We start from the raw sequence: 16,005 nt of genomic DNA on the forward strand, positions 1-16,005 counted from the left end.
TGGCCGTTTTTTATTTATATTTTTCAATCTGCTGTAAAAATTCCCGCTGTTTTACTAGAGACAGCCGGTATTGATCATTGATAATTTCTGTTAATAACTCATGTTTACGGCTCTTTGACACATTCAATCTGTGGATAAGAACTCTGCATTCATACAAAAACTGTGTATACTGTGTGTAACTCTCATCATAATTTGAGGATAAGTCTTCTTTGATTCGTTTTGTCAACAAAGGACTAGCGCCATCTGTGGATATTGCTAGCGATAATCTCCCTCTAGAAAACTGTGCAGGAATCTGAATATTTCCATCGGAAAAACTGCTGGCCATATTAACCAACTGATCATTTTTAATATGCTGCTTAACAAACTTATTCACAGCTTGATCATTTGTAGCCACAACAATTAAAAAGACATTAAGTAAGTCTTCTTCTCCTACTTTTTTTCTTTTTACACGCAGCTGATCTTTAGCTTCCCACTCATTTATTTCGGCTGAAACAGTTGGAGCAACCACTGTAATGGCTGCTCCTTCTTGTAAAAAACCTTTAATTCTACGAGTTGCGATTGTCCCCCCCCCAACTACTAAGACCGAACGCCCCTTTAAATCAAGCATAACGGTATACATCGTATTGATTTCCTTTGCTCGATAATAACGTTTTTACTTGGTGACTTAAAATGTGTGCAAGTCCATCATGATAACCTAGGTAGTTGGCTAAGATAAACTGCTGGGCATCTGTTGATAGCTGCTCCAATTCTTCCTTAATTTCGTTCATTAAAATACCGGTAAACAAAAGGTACGGAAGAACGAATACTTGCTTATACGAAGTTCGTTTAGCAAGGTGCAGGCCTTCTTTTAAATTAGGAGAAGCTGCAGCTAAATAGCATGTGCTCACTTCTTTAAAAGCACCTTTCCCTTTTAGCAGTTGAGCTATTTCGTTAAAATCTTTTTTTACAGCAGGATCACTGCTTCCTCTGCCGACCAACAATACCATCGAATCTTCATGCTTATCCACATTGGTTTCCTTGATTCTCTCTACCAAGATATCAACAATTCGTTCGTCTACGCCGAACGGTTCTCCGTACAGCACTTCTACCTGGGGATAACGTTCATATACTTTGTGTATTTCTTCGGGTATATCATGCTTTGCATGCGCAGCTGTTAATAACAGAAGAGGCACAATTGCAATACGAGTAGCACCTTGTTCAATACATGCTTCAAATCCTTGTTCAATAGTGGGGGAAGCTAGTTCTAGGAAACAAACTTCTTGAATCGGTACATCTAGATTTTTTTTACATCTTTCAATAAAAGCAACTGCCTGATCAGCGCCTTCTTTTACGCGGCTGCCATGGCAAACATATAAAACTGCATCCATATAATCAACCTCTTTAGTAAGCTTCTTGTGCAAACGAATAGTAATGCTGTCCAGTCTTCTCAAACCAATTTAATCGGTCATGAAAATTCACAACTTCACCAACGATAATCATACTTGGATTTTCAATTTGTTCTTCTTTAACAATATCAACAATTGTACCAAGAGTTCCAGTTACAGTGCGCTGGTCCGCACATGTTCCCCAGTGAATCAATGCAATTGGCGTAGCTGAAGTTTTTCCGTGTTTCATTAACTGTTGGCAAATGTACGGTAAGTTCCGCACCCCCATATAAATTGCAAGAGTATCTACACCTTTGGCTAGGCTATCCCATTTGATTGCATCATGCTCGCTATCTTTACGATGACCTGCTACAAAAGCAAAGCTTGCGCTGTATTCCCGGTGAGTGACAGGGATTCCTGCATAAGCAGCGGCTGCGATGCCTGATGTAATTCCTGGAACAATTTCAAATGAAATGCCCTGCTGCACGAGAGCTTCTGCTTCTTCCCCTCCGCGTCCGAAAACAAATGGATCTCCGCCTTTTAAGCGCGTTACAATTTTTCCTTTTTTAGCGAATTTCACTAAAAAGTTGTTAATTGTTTCTTGCTTGAGGGTATGATAGTTCGGAAGCTTTCCGCAGTAAATGATATCTGCATCACTTTTAGCATACTCCAGCAGGTCCTTATTCACTAAACGATCATATAAGATAACATCTGCTTGCTGAATTGCTTTCAACCCTTTTAATGTAATTAAATCTGGATCTCCCGGTCCTGCACCGACTAGATATACTTTCCCCATGAATGCCTTTCACCCTTCCATCATTTCCACGTCTCCGCAGCGCTCCCACATTTTAATTTGAATTAGAACAGCGGACAAAGTCCGCTGTCATTTAGATAAATTTTCGGTTAGCTAAATATTCAATAACAGTTTGTACACATTCTTCTACAGACTGTGTGCTTGTATTAATTGTTAATTCAGGGTTAGCCGGTGACTCATACGGAGAATCAATTCCTGTAAAATCACGAATTTCTCCGCTTCTTGCTTTTTTGTAAAGGCCTTTTGGATCTCTTTTTTCACATTCTTCTAACGGACACTCCACGTATACTTCCAAAAATTCATTCCCCTCTAAGATCTCACGCACTTGAGCGCGGTCCTCTTGGAATGGAGAGATAAATGCTGTGAGTACCACTTGACCGCTGTCTACAAACAGTTTAGAAACCTCACCGATACGGCGAATATTTTCTGTACGATCTTCAGCAGAAAACCCTAGATTCTTATTTAAGCCGAAACGAACATTGTCACCATCTAATACATAGTTGCGAATATTTTTATCAAAAAGCGCTTTTGCCACTGCGTTTGCTACGGTAGATTTACCTGAACCCGAAAGACCTGTAAACCATAATACAAAACTGTGATGATTATTTTGCTCGCGTCTTTCCTCTTTTGTAATTCCAGCATCATGCCACGTAATGTTTGTTGATTTGTTCACTTCAACCGCTCCTTATTTTGAAGATACTTTTTGTTTTGCTAATCCTTTAATTAACACTTCAATTACTTCTTTACGGCTGAATGTGCTTGGTGGCACTTCTCCGTTACGAAGCATTTCACGTACCTTTGTTCCAGATAGAATCATATGATCTTCTTTGCTGTGAGGGCATGTTTTCGTTGATGCCATCGCTTCACACTTCTTGCAATAGAAGCTGTGTTCAAAGAATAAAGGTGTAATTCCTAATTCATCTGCTGTAAAGTTACTGAAGATTTTTTGTGCGTCATATGTTCCATAGTAGTCACCAACACCAGCGTGGTCACGGCCTACAATGAAATGTGTGCATCCAAAGTTTTTTCGAACCATTGCATGGAAAATAGCTTCTCTAGGTCCAGCATAGCGCATCGCAGCAGGGAAAACTGCTAAAGCTACACGATCGCTAGGATAATAGTTCTCTAAAAGTACTTCATAACTTTCCATACGGATATCTGCTGGGATATCATCTGACTTTGTTTCTCCTACAAGTGGATTTAAAAACAGGCCGTCTACAATTTCTAATGCCGTTTTTTGAATATATTCGTGCGCACGGTGAACAGGGTTACGAGTTTGGAATCCAACAACTGTTTTCCAACCGCGTTCTTCAAATGCTGCTCTTGTTTCAGTAGGATCTAGGTAATACTTTTCAAAACGCGTTTTAGGTGTACGTTCTACAAGTACGATTGGACCTGCTACATATACATTTGGGCGCTCCATCATTTTTTTCACGCCAGGATGAGCAAGTTCTGCCGTGCGGTACACGTTCTCCGCTTCTTTTTCTTTATTTGGCGTATATACTTCAGAAACTTCTAAAACACCATACGTTACGCCGTTTTGAACAAGTTTTACTTTGTCACCAATGTTTAATTCTTTAGCTTGCTCTTCTGTTACAGGAAGAGTGATAGGAATACTCCATACTGTTCCATCTGCTAAACGCATATTTTCAACAACTGATTGATAATCTTTTTCTCCTAAAAATCCTGTAATTGGGCTGTAAGCACCAATTCCAATTAGTTCTAAATCACTTAGGGCCATGTTATCTACTTCGATTTCTTTTGTTAATGACGTGTAGTCATATGTTGGTTGATATAAATTAATTAATTCTCCACCGTGTGCTTGAATTGTTGTCATTTTGTAAAATCCTCCTTAAATAATTAACACAATATAATAAAAAGCACTTGAATCACGCAGTCATTTTTTCTTTTTCCGACTGCAAGCTTGCTCTTTTTCTTCTAGTCGCTCTAGCTAAGCTTAAAACACCTGCTGTGGCAATACATCCGCTAGCTAGCACCACAAATGAATATAAGTCGCTTTCAAGTACTAATTTCACAAGAACATATGAGATTACGAGTGAAAATACAGGGGATACCACCCAAACCTTTAACATTTGAATGACCACTTCGCGCTGTTCTTTCGTGAATCCCGTTTTCGCTGCTCCTATTCCAATAATAGAAGACGTAGTGACCTGTGTAAGCGGTACTGGCAAACCAAACAGTGAAGCGACTGTGACAAGAGAAGCACCAGTACCCGAGATAATGCACCCTTCTCCTACAGAATAGCGAGTAATTTTTTTCCCGTTTGTTTCAATAACCCGGCCTCCTAGTAAAAGAGCTCCGAGCGCCACTGCCAATCCTCCTGCTATGACACCCGTTGTGGCATCCATTAATCCAGCTCCTACTAGAGGACCGACAGCATTTGCCACGTTATTCATTCCAGCTGAGAAGGCTTCAAAGAATCCCGTCGCTATAACTAAAATCGTTAAAACTCTTTTCCACTTTCCCTCTGCTTCTTTTTTATGCGCTCTGCGTTTTATCACTTTTCCAATCAAAAAAGCAATGACAAATGAAACTAGCGGAACAATAATCCAAAAAGACATGACAACTAAAAGTTTTTCCACATACAGAGATTGATAAGCTACGCCTACTCCAACAACTGAACCAACCGTTACTTCACTTGTTGATAGAGGAATACCAATTAAATTCGCGAAAAAGAGTGACAGCGTTGCAGCAGCCAGAATGATAATAACTAATTCTACTGACAGCAATTTTTCAGGTATGATACCTGAACTGATGGTTTTTACCACCTCACCGCCTCCGATAATGGCTCCGAGCACAATACCTACAGCACAGATGAACAGGGCTACTCTTCGCTTTTTAATCGCACCGGAGCCGTATGAAACGCCCATAGCTGCTGCTGCACCGCTTGCCCCAATATTCATTGCAAAAAAAAGCGCAATGATAAAGGCAACATATAAAAGCATCATTTATTCAGCTCTTTCGTATTTAAGATTCGTGTAATCCGCATTCAACTTTTTGTGTACCTGCCCATCTTCCTGAACGTAAATCGTCTACATTGTAGGCAGGTGCGGTACAGGGTTCACAGCCGATACTTGGGTAGCCTTGATCATGAAGTTTGTTATATGGCAAATCATGCTTATACACATAGCGCCAAATTTCCTTCCAAGACCAATGAATTAACGGACAAACTTTCACCTTCTTGAATTTCTCATCCTTATTAAAGTAATTCGTGCTGGCACGAGACTCAGACTGCTCGCGTCTCAAACCAGAAATCCACGCATCATAAGGAGCAAGAGATTCTCTTAATGGAATGATTTTTCGAATTTGACAGCATAAGTTAGGCTGACTCTTCCAAAGCTCATCTCCATGTTTTTCAGCTTGTTCTGCAAGAGTTAAATCCGGTTTTTTCATATGAATACGTAAATCAGGGAAGCGTTCTTTAATTGCATCAATCACTTCATATGTTTCTTTAAAATGAACGCCTGTATCTAAAAAGACAATTTCAGCATCTTTTTTCACTTTTGAAATTAAATCAATTAACACGATCCCTTCGATCCCAAAGCTTGATGCATAGATAATTGAATCTCCGTAGGTATCATACGCCCACTGCAATGCTGAAAGGGCTCCTTTTGTTTCATCTTCACTGTCGAACTCTGGAAACGTATCACTCCAGTTTTCGTACGTATATAAGTCTGCCATTTTCTTCACTCCAATTCTTAGTTATCCGCGTTATCCAATAAAAAAAGACGGTTTTACCCACTAGAATTGGATAAAACCGCCTCTAGTGTGTCTAGTCAGCGAAACTATTTAATTCTTACTTTGCTTCGACATGCCCAAAGATTTGTTTTAAGTCGGGGATTACAGTCATTGGTGTCCCTCCTCAAATTATCGCTTGCGCTATATCAAAATAAAAAGTCTTCCATATTGAAAGACTGGGTAGGCAATAAATTTTCACCTTATCTTTCAAAATGATACACACTTTGCTGGAATTAGCACCTTGCTAAGCAGGTTGCCGGGGTTCAGCGGGCCAGATCCCTCCACCACTCTTGATAAGCATTTTTTAAAAATTTTAGCATATTTAGAATATTTGTCAACATTAAAAATCATATATCCGATAAGAAAACTATACTTTAAATTCACAGAAATATCTATACTTTTATTTAAAACAACATATGTAAATTTAAACCAAATGTGAACATATCAGTTTATAAAACGCTTTCTTTTTTCTCCAACTTTTTATATTCTCTTGCTAAATAAAACATAAAACCTTTCTATAAAATTAATAAGGGATTTATAAGCTTTACGGATAATTCACCCACATTAGCACACATTACAGATAACACTGACTGACAGATAGGAGCTATATAAAATGGAGAGACAACCTTTTCAATTAGACGATACAATTAAAAATAATGTGCGAACATATTTACAGCAGATTTCAACTGAAGCCTCTAATTTAATTAAACATTTAGACACGAGTGATCATTGTATACTATGTGATTTTGAGGAGATGCGAAAGTTATTTCAAGATGTTCAAGCTACGGCTGCCTCTTATTACTTGCGTCATTACTTATCGCCTTATACATTTGAATATGCTGCTCTGTCCTTAGCTATTCATAACCTTTCTGAGAAACGTCACGGCGCTCTAATTGTCATTGAACGGGAACAAAATGTAGACCCTCTTATTCAAAAAGGAATGCCTATTCAAGCTCCTGTCAGCGCTACGCTAGTTGAGACGCTGTTCTATCCAGGGACACCCTTACATGACGGAGCCGTCCTAATTAGAAATAATCAGCTTATCTCAGCTGCTAATGTTTTACCTCTCTCGTCTATTATTTCAACGACCAAAAAAATGGGAACACGTCACCGTGCAGCCATTGGAATGTCGGAAAAATCGGATGCATTAATTTTAGTTGTCTCTGAAGAAACAGGCAAAATTTCGTTTGCACTTGATGGAAGCCTCTACCCTATTCACTCCAGCAAAAATATGATTTAAGAGCCCTTTCCTGATAAGCAGCCCTATATTGACTTCTATATCCTTTCTCTTTAATATATTTCATAGTTTTTACATACTATAGATACGGGTGATGCATATGACAATTTTAAAATTTGAACATGTAGGCGTTCAAGTAAAGGATATAGAAGAATCTATTGAGTTCTATACGCAAAAAGTGGGATTAGAGCTCATCGAAAAACTACCACATACCGATCCGTCTTTGAAGCTAGCTTTTCTAGGTTTAGAAGGCAATGTAATTGTAGAGTTAATTCAAGGGTATAACTCAAGCTTACCTAACGAAGGTAAAGTTCATCATTTTGCGCTGGCAGTAGACGGAATTGAAGAGGAGTTTGAGCGTTTAAAATCAGCAGGCGTTTCATTTGTGGAAGAAAACATTGTAACTTTGCCAAATGGAGCAAGATACTTATTTTTCTACGGTCCAGACAAAGAATGGATTGAATATTACGAAGTAAAAAGATAAAGATATCTTATACCTTCAGTGAAAAATGGTCATACTGTGGCTATGACTAATCACTGGAGGTTTTTTTATGATGGAATGGCTATTATTTCGACTTTTTCGTCGTTCTATTTTAGTGCGGCTTCTTTTTATTATCGGCTGCCTTGTTCTGCTTTTCGGCATGCTTATACATTTCCTAGAGCCGCAAACGTTTGGGAATGTGTTTGAAGGAATTTGGTGGGTTATTATTACAATCTCTACTATAGGGTACGGTGATTTTGCTCCGACCACTACGATTGGAAGGATAGCTGCAATTATTTTAGTCCTGATCGGAACGGGATTTATTACCACTTATTTTGTTACGCTTTCTAAAATTGCTGTTTCCGCTGAGAGCGCTTATTTGGAAGGAAATTTAAAATTTTATGGAAAAGATCACTTCATCGTTGTTGGGTGGAATGAGCGCGCCAAACTCGTGTTAGAGTCTTATCGCGACGCATTTCATAAAGAAGACATTGTTCTTATCGACGACTCTCTGACTAAAAATCCCATGATTTGTGATCGCGTTCATTTTATTAAAGGAAGTCCCTCTCATTATGAAGTATTAGAACTTGCCAACGCTCGGTACGCAAAAAAAGTGCTGATTACTGCCGATCAGCATAAGACAGAAGAATATGCAGACATGAATACTATTGTTACGTTAGTCGCGCTGCAAGGATTGAACCCTTCTATTTACAGCATCGTTGAACTGTTAACAAAAAAGCATATTCAAAATGCACAAAACTTGGGGGTGAATGAAATGATTAAAACAAACGAGTTGATTAGTCAAGTCATGTACGAACATATTTTTGTGAAAAAATCAGAGAGTTTAAAAAAAGAATAGTTCCTTCAATTACTGAAGCAGCGCATCTTCTGCCTCTCTAATTAGCTCTTCTCCTAAGCTGATATACTTTTCTGGAAATGAAGCGTCTGCGTCTTGGGGTTCTGCAAACTGATTAAATGAAGCACTCACATTTCCATTGTGAACATCGTCATCTAGACCAATTTGATATTTATGTGAAAGTAAAAATGGCGTGCCAATCTGTACGGTTGTTCCTTTAGAATCCAGTTCTCCATTCGTAGCTGTAAACGGGATACGTAAAAACTGATAGCCGACTTCATCATTCATCTTATAGTCGAATGAACCATGGTCATAATCCCAATTCCCTCCAATGTTATACCCAAGCGGCTTAAGCGTTTTTTCTAATTCGTAAAGCTTGAATAATGTGCCCTCTAATCTTGAAGATAATTCAATCATGTTATCCCTCCTCTGTTTTAACATGTCCTCTTTCCAGCGTTTTATCCTTTATCTCAAAAGCAAAAAAAAGGTTGAGACATAACTAAATGAATCCAACCTAAAGACGAACAAACTGGATAAAGTAGCTCGTATAAATCGCTTGTGACACCGTGATGTCCGTGCAAGGCTTCGCTTTTCGCGGGCAGGCGCTGAGCCTCCTCGTCGCTTGCGCTTTTCCCCGCAGGAGTCTTCGCCTTGCCCTCCAATCAACTGCTAGAAGGACCTAAACAGATGAAACTATATTCACCATAACAAAAAAAACGAACCACTAATCAAACATGTTGATCAATGGTTCGTTTTCCACTTGGGCTAAAATACTTTTGTACCGCCCTCTTTTTACTTACTTCAAACGCTTTTCTAATTCTGCTTTTTTCTCTTCAAAACCAGGTTTTCCAAGAAGAGCAAACATATTTACTTTGTATGCTTCTACTCCCGGCTGATCGAATGGGTTTACGCCTAATAAATAGCCGCTGATTGCACATGCTTTTTCGAAGAAATATACAACATATCCGAACGTATACTCATCTAGCGCAGGGATGTTCACAACTAAGTTTGGAACGCCTCCATCTGTGTGAGCAAGCATTGTACCTTGGAAGGCTTTTTTATTTACAAAGTCAACTGTTTCACCAGCTAAGTAATTTAATCCATCTAAGTCCGCTGCATCTTCTTCAATTGTTAGCTCATGACGAGAATCTTGAACTTGTACAATTGTTTCAAAAATATCACGACGACCTTCTTGTACATATTGACCTAAAGAATGAAGATCCGTTGAGAAGTTAGCAGATGAAGGGTAAATACCTTTTTGATCTTTTCCTTCACTTTCGCCAAATAACTGTTTCCACCATTCAGCAAAGTATTGAAGAGCTGGCTCATAGTTAATCAGCATTTCAATTGTTTTTCCTTTATTATAAAGAACATTACGAGCTACAGCATATTGATAAGCTGGGTTCTCTTCTAGCTCTGATGATGAGAATGCTTCTTGAGCATCAGCTGCCCCTTTCATCATTTGTTCGATATCAAGACCCGCAGCGGCGATTGGTAATAAACCAACTGCTGTTAATACTGAATAACGGCCGCCTACATCATCTGGAATAACAAATGTTTCATAGCCCTCTTCATCCGCTAATGTTTTTAATGCGCCACGCGCTTTATCTGTTGTTGCATAAATGCGCTTGCGTGCTTCTTCTTTGCCATATTTCTCTTCTAATAATTTACGGAAGATACGGAAAGCAATCGCCGGTTCTGTTGTTGTACCAGATTTTGAAATAACATTAATAGAGAAATCTTTATCTTGTAAAACATCCATTAAGTCTTTCATGTATGTTGAGCTGATGTTGTTACCAGCAAAAATAACTTGCGGAGTTTTACGCTGTTCTTTTGATAATGTGTTATAGAATGAATGCTGAAGCATTTCAATAGCAGCACGAGCACCTAAGTAAGATCCTCCAATACCGATAACAATTAATACATCTGAATCAGATTTAATTTTTTCTGCACTTTTTTGAATGCGTGCAAATTCTTCTTTGTCATACTCCGTAGGAAGGTCGACCCATCCTAAAAAGTCGTTTCCAGCACCTGTTTTCTCATGAATTGAATGGTGAGCTACTTTCACGGCATCACGTAAGTATGTAAGTTCATGTTCACCAAAAAATGATAACGCGTTTGAATAATCAAAACGAACATGTGTCATAGTCTGTTCCTCCATTAAAATATCTTTATTTTTCACTTTATCGAAACTGTTAGGTGAATTCAAGTGAATCCACTTACAATTTGACACAATCATTATAGTTTGTTGAAACTGCAATCATTGTATGTACCCTTTTATTTAACGATAAATTCAGTTGTGAAGTCAACTAATGTTCTTTGATTACAGGACGTAATTCATGCACGATTACGCAAATAATAAGCAAATAAAAAACGACTACAGAGTGGTCTTCAATCGTTTTTTATTTGCTTATCGGGTGGTGCAATATAGTTCATTTCACCTATCTTCACATATTGTCTCGGTTTATAAGAGGCTTTTAAAAGGGAAAAGTCTATTGATATGGAATTTTCAGCTTGGTTTTTAGAAGTGAGTAGCATCCTGTTTTCTTCTTTCATTTCCAAGTGATTATTCAGCACAAATCCGCCCATACATAATGCGATAAAAATGAGAAAACTGATGGCTATTTGTTTCCTATACATTTCCATCACCTCACTCTTAGAGTGACAATTTCGAGTGATTTTTATACGTCCAAAAAAATTTTTTTATGTTTTTTTTATGGATTTTGTGACGAGTTTCTATTTATTTAATAAGGTTTGAAAAATCCGCTGATACTAAGAAATAGCATGGATGCATGCATAATTAAATTATTATATAATCGGTTACAGAATTGAATATCACAAGGAGGTTTGTCTTTTGTCGTGGTTGCACTTGGTGATTTTATCGCCTTTTTTATTAGCCTTTTTTGTCCCCCTTCTGTATAGGAAATTCCAGCGTATTCATACAGGGTGGTTCGTTTTACCTCTTCCACTTGTGTTGTTCATTTATTTCACACAATATATCAGTGGTGTTTCTAAGGGGGAAACATATCTACATTCAATGAAATGGATACCTAGTCTGGGCATTAACTTTGATGCCTATGTGGATGGACTTGGTCTTCTGTTTTCTCTATTAATCACCGGAATTGGGACACTTGTTATTCTTTACTCCATTTATTATCTTTCTAAGACAAAAGAAGCACTGCATTCGTTTTATGTCTATTTGCTTCTTTTTATGGGGTCGATGCTAGGAGTTGTATTATCAGACAACCTAATGAGCCTTTACAGCTTTTGGGAATTAACAAGCCTTTCATCTTTTTTATTGATTGGTTATTGGTACAAACGAGAGAAATCTCAATACGGAGCCTTAAAATCTATGCTCATTACCGTATTCGGAGGACTTTCCCTTTTAGCAGGAATTGTGCTTTTATACGTTATGACAGGTACTTTCAGCATACGCGAAATTATCTCAAACGTAGATGTAGTCACATCAAGTCATCTATTCATTCCAGCTCTAGTCCTCATTTTATTAGGGGCCTTTACAAAATCTGCTCAGTTTCCTTTTCATATTTGGCTGCCAGATGCAATGGAAGCTCCAACCCCAGTGAGTGCATACCTTCATTCAGCCACAATGGTAAAAGCAGGAATTTATCTTTTAGCAAGACTCAGCCCTGTTTTCTCTATAAGCGCCACTTGGTTTTTTACTATTTCAATTATAGGACTAATTACACTGTTTTGGGGCTCGTTTTCAGCAGTAAAGCAACAAGACTTGAAAGGGATTTTAGCTTTTTCAACCATTAGTCAGCTCGGGATGATTATGTCACTTATAGGAGTAGGTAGCGCAGCTATTCACTATAATTTTTTAGACGATAATATCTACTTAGTAGCTCTTACTGCAGCGGTTTTCCATTTGATTAACCACGCTACCTTCAAAGGCAGCTTGTTTATGGTAGTAGGCATTGTCGATCATGAAACAGGCACGCGTGACATTAGAAAGTTAGGCGGGTTAATGAGCTTCATGCCTGTGACATTTACCATTGCTATCATCGGGGGATTTTCAATGGCGGGTCTTCCTCCTTTTAATGGATTCTTAAGTAAAGAGATGTTTTTTACAGGCATGGTAAACGTGACAAAAATGGATATGTATAGTATGCAGACGTGGGGAATTTTGCTGCCTATCATCGCTTGGTTAGGAAGTATTTTCACTTTCGTCTATAGTATGATTCTTGTCTTTAAAACCTTTACAGGCAAATACCAGCCCGAAAAACTAGAAAAGAAGCCGCATGAAGCACCAGTAGGGATGCTTATTTCACCTGTTATTTTAGCATCACTGGTTGTTATTTTTGGCTTTGCTCCTAATTTATTAGAATCAACCCTTATTGAGCCAACAATGGCCTCTATCGCACCTAGCCTGCTAGCTGAAGGTAAAGAATATCAAGTGCATATTAAATTTTGGCATGGCTTTACCCCAGAATTATTTATGACGCTAGGGGTCATCATATTTGGTATTTTGTTATTTATGACGATTCAAAAGTGGTCAAAAATTTATACACGATTCCCTTCTTCTTTAACGCTTAATAACGGCTATAATTATGGAATTAAAGGGATAGAAAAAGGGTCAACACGTATCATGAAAACATTAATGACAGGATTTATTAGAGACTATCTTTTAATCATTTTTACTTTCATAGGCATTTTACTTCTCGTGACGCTCTTTTCTCAGAATGCCTTTGCGATTGATTTAAAAGATACTGCTTCTATAGGCGTTTATGAAGCCATATTAGCAGTCGTAATGGTTGCGGCTACTATTACAACTTTATTGGCAAAATCACGCCTCACAGCCATTATTTCGCTCGGAGTTGTCGGGTATACGCTCTCTTTATTTTTCGTATTATTCCGAGCTCCTGACTTAGCTTTGACTCAATTAGTGATTGAAACTGTATCGGTATCCCTGTTTTTACTATGTTTCTACTACTTGCCGGAGTTTCGGAAGCGAAAAGTAAGGGTGAAGTTTCAGCTGCCAAACTTACTGGTTGCTCTTCTTGTAGGAACGACTGTTACACTGCTTGGCATATCAGCAAACAGTACGAAACTATTTGAATCGATTTCACATTACTTTATTGAAAACAGCTATGAAAAAGCAGGCGGCGAAAACATGGTGAACGTAATTCTTGTTGACTTCCGCGGATTTGATACATTATTTGAAATTACCGTACTTTGTATAGCAGCTCTTGCTATCTATGGCATGATTCGTCTTCGGTTAACAAAGGAGGAAGAAGAGTGAAAAAAAATGATTTGATACTACAAACCACAACGAAAGTAGTCACGTTTATTATTATCATTTTTGCCATTCATCTTTTCTTTGCAGGTCATTATACACCGGGGGGAGGGTTTGTTGGGGGACTTACTACCTCAGCAGCCCTTGTATTACTACTGCTGGCTTTCGATATAAAAACCGTATCCAAAGTCATCCCATTTGATTATAAGAAGGTCGCGGCTTCCGGACTGCTGCTAGCTATTTTAACGGGGCTTGGGTCATTTATTTTCAAAGTTCCATTTCTAACTCATACATATAACTACTTTAACCTTCCCCTTCTCGGGAAAACATCTTTAGCTACCGTTGTACTGTTTGATTTAGGTGTATATCTAGTAGTAGTTGGTGTTACGATGACCATTATTCAAACGATTGGAGAGAGTGAATAGTGGAAATATTAATGTCCATAGTGGCAGGGATTCTATTCACTGCCGCTGTATATCTCATGTTATCCCGCAGTTTACTGCGAATTATTATTGGAACAGGTTTATTAAGCCACGGCGTTCACCTGTTGATTTTAACGATGGGCGGATTAAAAGGGGGGAGTGTTCCCCTTCTGGGAGAAAAGGCTTCTGCTTATACAGATCCTTTACCTCAAGCCCTAATTTTAACTGCCATTGTCATAAGCTTTGGCGTCACTTCTTTTTTCCTTGTACTAGCTTACAGGGCTTATCAAGAACTCGGAACAGACGATATGGACAAGTTAAGGGGAAATGAACATGACGAGTAATTTTGTAATCATCCCACTGCTTATCCCGTTTGTTGTAGGTGTTGTGCTCATTTTTTTCAAAGACAATATTAAACTTCAAAGGATAATCAGTGTTTTATCATTAATCACCACCACTGCTTTTGCTTCCTATTTAGTACAACTGGTTCAATCAAAAGGTGTTTTAACTCACGAGCTTGGGAACTGGAAACCTCCTTTTGGAATTATTCTAGTAGCGGACATGTTCGCGTCCCTTCTCGTACTTACTGCTAGTGTGGTAACACTATGCTGCGTTCTTTTTGCTTTTCATACAATTGGGGAAAAGCGTGAACGTTTTTACTTTTATTCATTTGTGCAATTTTTATTAGTAGGCGTATTCGGAGCCTTCTTAACAGGTGATATCTTTAACTTATTTGTCTTTTTTGAAGTCATGCTTATGTCTTCGTACGCTCTTATTGTAATTGGCGGTACAAAAGCACAGCTTCGAGAGTCACTTAAGTATATTTTAGTCAACGTCATTTCATCCGCTTTGTTTGTCATTGCCGTTGCTTATTTATATGCCGTAACAGGAACTCTCAACATGGCGGACCTTTCACAGCGAATTGCTGAGGCGAACCAGCCGGGAATTTTAACAACCATTGGCATGCTTTTATTTATCGTCTTTGCCTTAAAAGCAGCTTTATTTCCAATGTATTTCTGGCTTCCAGGTTCATATAGTGCGCCTCCACCCGTTATTATCGGGTTGTTTGGTGCTTTGCTCACAAAAGTAGGCGTTTATTCGATTTTCAGGACTTTCACTTTACTGTTTTACCATCATCCTGAATTTACTCATCAAATTATCGGCTACGTTGCGCTTTTGACTATCGTTGTTGGTGCAGTAGGCGCCATTGCTTATTCTGATGTAAATAAAATCTTAATTTATAACATTATTATTGCTGTCGGAGTCATAGTCTACGGAGTGACCTTGACAACAAACGCAGGTTTTGAAGGAGCTATTTATTATTTAATTCACGACATGATTATTAAAGCAGCTCTATTCCTTCTTGCTGGAAGCATCATTCGAATAACTGGAACAACAAAATTAAAGAAAATGGGTGGGTTAATTAAAGACTATCCGCTGCTTGGCTGGATGTTTTTTATCGCTACTATTTCGTTGGCAGGAATTCCTCCCCTAAGCGGCTTTATTGGCAAATTCCTTTTAGTTCAGGGCGGCTTAGAATCAGAGAGCTACACGTTTGTAGGAGTTTTACTAGTTTCAAGCCTGCTTGTTTTATATTCTGCCATTAAGATTTTCATGAGCTGCTTCTGGGGTGAACCTAAGCTTTCTTCTGAGCATGGAAAAGTATCCCTTAAAGGTATTCTATACCCATCCGCTATCTTACTTGCTGTTTCTGTCTTTTTAGGACTAGGTGCAGAAGCTGTTATTCCTTATGTGTCAACAGCCGCTCAAACGCTTATGGATCCTTCAATTTATATCCAATCGGTGTTAAAGGAGTAG

17 protein-coding genes and 1 riboswitch are annotated in these 16,005 nt (G+C 38.4%); of the genes, 7 read left to right on the top strand and 10 right to left on the bottom strand.

Annotation, left to right across the window (positions count from 1 at the left end):
• Positions 1–10 precede the first annotated feature (10 nt).
• The 7 genes from MKY06_RS25070 to MKY06_RS25100 form a co-directional block, all read right to left on the bottom strand.
• Positions 11–619 carry an NAD(P)-binding protein gene (locus tag MKY06_RS25070; protein ID WP_013059578.1) on the bottom strand — a complete coding sequence of 203 codons (609 nt, stop codon included), beginning with the start codon at positions 617–619 and terminating at the stop codon, positions 11–13.
• Complete coding sequence (locus tag MKY06_RS25075; RefSeq protein ID WP_013059579.1) at positions 600–1,367, bottom strand: sirohydrochlorin chelatase; 768 nt, start codon at positions 1,365–1,367, stop codon at positions 600–602. The genes MKY06_RS25070 and MKY06_RS25075 overlap by 20 nt, the downstream gene beginning before the upstream one ends.
• 13 nt (positions 1,368–1,380) lie before the next feature.
• Positions 1,381–2,160: a uroporphyrinogen-III C-methyltransferase gene (gene cobA, locus MKY06_RS25080; RefSeq protein WP_013059580.1), complete on the bottom strand. Its 780-nt coding sequence runs from the start codon at positions 2,158–2,160 to the stop codon at positions 1,381–1,383.
• A gap of 91 nt (positions 2,161–2,251) precedes the next feature.
• Positions 2,252–2,851 (bottom strand): adenylyl-sulfate kinase, encoded by a 600-nt coding sequence (cysC, locus tag MKY06_RS25085; protein ID WP_013059581.1) that lies wholly within the window; start codon positions 2,849–2,851, stop codon positions 2,252–2,254.
• A 12-nt stretch (positions 2,852–2,863) separates the two neighbouring features.
• The gene (gene sat / locus MKY06_RS25090; protein ID WP_013059582.1) at positions 2,864–4,015 is read right to left on the bottom strand and encodes a sulfate adenylyltransferase; all 1,152 of its coding nucleotides are present in this window, start codon (positions 4,013–4,015) and stop codon (positions 2,864–2,866) included.
• A gap of 52 nt (positions 4,016–4,067) precedes the next feature.
• Complete coding sequence (locus tag MKY06_RS25095) at positions 4,068–5,147, bottom strand: inorganic phosphate transporter (protein WP_013059583.1); 1,080 nt, start codon at positions 5,145–5,147, stop codon at positions 4,068–4,070.
• A gap of 19 nt (positions 5,148–5,166) precedes the next feature.
• Positions 5,167–5,880: a phosphoadenylyl-sulfate reductase gene (locus MKY06_RS25100; RefSeq protein WP_025601286.1), complete on the bottom strand. Its 714-nt coding sequence runs from the start codon at positions 5,878–5,880 to the stop codon at positions 5,167–5,169.
• 254 nt (positions 5,881–6,134) lie between these two features.
• Positions 6,135–6,237: riboswitch (SAM riboswitch) on the bottom strand.
• A 313-nt stretch (positions 6,238–6,550) separates the two neighbouring features.
• Between MKY06_RS25100 and cdaS the strand changes: the two genes are divergently transcribed.
• The 3 genes from cdaS to MKY06_RS25115 all read left to right on the top strand — a co-directional run bounded on the left by cdaS (position 6,551) and on the right by MKY06_RS25115 (position 8,514).
• Positions 6,551–7,177, top strand: a complete 627-nt coding sequence (cdaS, locus tag MKY06_RS25105) for a sporulation-specific diadenylate cyclase CdaS (protein ID WP_025601284.1) — start codon at positions 6,551–6,553, stop codon at positions 7,175–7,177.
• Between the two features lie 97 nt (positions 7,178–7,274).
• Positions 7,275–7,658 (top strand): VOC family protein, encoded by a 384-nt coding sequence (locus MKY06_RS25110; RefSeq protein ID WP_013059586.1) that lies wholly within the window; start codon positions 7,275–7,277, stop codon positions 7,656–7,658.
• Between the two features lie 67 nt (positions 7,659–7,725).
• Positions 7,726–8,514, top strand: coding sequence for a potassium channel family protein (locus MKY06_RS25115; RefSeq protein WP_025601282.1), 789 nt, complete (start codon positions 7,726–7,728; stop codon positions 8,512–8,514).
• A 9-nt stretch (positions 8,515–8,523) separates the two neighbouring features.
• Here MKY06_RS25115 and MKY06_RS25120 read toward each other — a convergent pair whose 3' ends face one another.
• From MKY06_RS25120 to MKY06_RS25130, 3 genes are all read right to left on the bottom strand, one after another.
• Positions 8,524–8,928: a YugN-like family protein gene (locus tag MKY06_RS25120; protein ID WP_016765797.1), complete on the bottom strand. Its 405-nt coding sequence runs from the start codon at positions 8,926–8,928 to the stop codon at positions 8,524–8,526.
• 379 nt (positions 8,929–9,307) lie between these two features.
• A complete protein-coding gene (locus MKY06_RS25125; RefSeq protein ID WP_013059589.1) occupies positions 9,308–10,657 on the bottom strand; it encodes a glucose-6-phosphate isomerase in 1,350 nt (449 codons plus the stop codon).
• A 245-nt stretch (positions 10,658–10,902) separates the two neighbouring features.
• The gene (locus tag MKY06_RS25130; protein WP_223269018.1) at positions 10,903–11,151 is read right to left on the bottom strand and encodes a hypothetical protein; all 249 of its coding nucleotides are present in this window, start codon (positions 11,149–11,151) and stop codon (positions 10,903–10,905) included.
• 214 nt (positions 11,152–11,365) lie between these two features.
• Between MKY06_RS25130 and MKY06_RS25135 the strand changes: the two genes are divergently transcribed.
• The 4 genes from MKY06_RS25135 to MKY06_RS25150 are packed head-to-tail and all read left to right on the top strand — an operon-like array spanning position 11,366 to position 16,005.
• Positions 11,366–13,771, top strand: a complete 2,406-nt coding sequence (locus MKY06_RS25135) for a Na+/H+ antiporter subunit A (protein WP_025601276.1) — start codon at positions 11,366–11,368, stop codon at positions 13,769–13,771.
• Complete coding sequence (locus tag MKY06_RS25140) at positions 13,768–14,190, top strand: Na(+)/H(+) antiporter subunit B (RefSeq protein WP_025601274.1); 423 nt, start codon at positions 13,768–13,770, stop codon at positions 14,188–14,190. The genes MKY06_RS25135 and MKY06_RS25140 overlap by 4 nt, the downstream gene beginning before the upstream one ends.
• On the top strand, positions 14,190–14,531 hold the full coding sequence (locus MKY06_RS25145) for a Na(+)/H(+) antiporter subunit C (RefSeq protein WP_025601272.1): 342 nt from the start codon (positions 14,190–14,192) through the stop codon (positions 14,529–14,531). The genes MKY06_RS25140 and MKY06_RS25145 overlap by 1 nt, the downstream gene beginning before the upstream one ends.
• Positions 14,521–16,005: a Na+/H+ antiporter subunit D gene (locus tag MKY06_RS25150; RefSeq protein ID WP_013059593.1), complete on the top strand. Its 1,485-nt coding sequence runs from the start codon at positions 14,521–14,523 to the stop codon at positions 16,003–16,005. The genes MKY06_RS25145 and MKY06_RS25150 overlap by 11 nt, the downstream gene beginning before the upstream one ends.

The sequence above is a fragment of the Priestia sp. FSL P4-0332 genome, assembly GCF_038005845.1.
Classification (GTDB): domain Bacteria; phylum Bacillota; class Bacilli; order Bacillales; family Bacillaceae_H; genus Priestia.

Coding starts and splice junctions, on each gene's coding strand:
- MKY06_RS25110 (WP_013059586.1), top strand. CDS start 7,275: ATGACAATTTTAAAATTTGAACATGTAGGCGTTCAAGTAAAGGATATA.
- MKY06_RS25075 (WP_013059579.1), bottom strand. CDS start 1,367: ATGGATGCAGTTTTATATGTTTGCCATGGCAGCCGCGTAAAAGAAGGC.
- cdaS (WP_025601284.1), top strand. CDS start 6,551: ATGGAGAGACAACCTTTTCAATTAGACGATACAATTAAAAATAATGTG.
- cobA (WP_013059580.1), bottom strand. CDS start 2,160: ATGGGGAAAGTATATCTAGTCGGTGCAGGACCGGGAGATCCAGATTTA.
- sat (WP_013059582.1), bottom strand. CDS start 4,015: ATGACAACAATTCAAGCACACGGTGGAGAATTAATTAATTTATATCAA.
- MKY06_RS25095 (WP_013059583.1), bottom strand. CDS start 5,147: ATGATGCTTTTATATGTTGCCTTTATCATTGCGCTTTTTTTTGCAATG.
- MKY06_RS25100 (WP_025601286.1), bottom strand. CDS start 5,880: ATGGCAGACTTATATACGTACGAAAACTGGAGTGATACGTTTCCAGAG.
- MKY06_RS25125 (WP_013059589.1), bottom strand. CDS start 10,657: ATGACACATGTTCGTTTTGATTATTCAAACGCGTTATCATTTTTTGGT.
- MKY06_RS25070 (WP_013059578.1), bottom strand. CDS start 619: ATGTATACCGTTATGCTTGATTTAAAGGGGCGTTCGGTCTTAGTAGTT.
- MKY06_RS25115 (WP_025601282.1), top strand. CDS start 7,726: ATGATGGAATGGCTATTATTTCGACTTTTTCGTCGTTCTATTTTAGTG.
- MKY06_RS25150 (WP_013059593.1), top strand. CDS start 14,521: ATGACGAGTAATTTTGTAATCATCCCACTGCTTATCCCGTTTGTTGTA.
- MKY06_RS25120 (WP_016765797.1), bottom strand. CDS start 8,928: ATGATTGAATTATCTTCAAGATTAGAGGGCACATTATTCAAGCTTTAC.
- MKY06_RS25130 (WP_223269018.1), bottom strand. CDS start 11,151: ATGTATAGGAAACAAATAGCCATCAGTTTTCTCATTTTTATCGCATTA.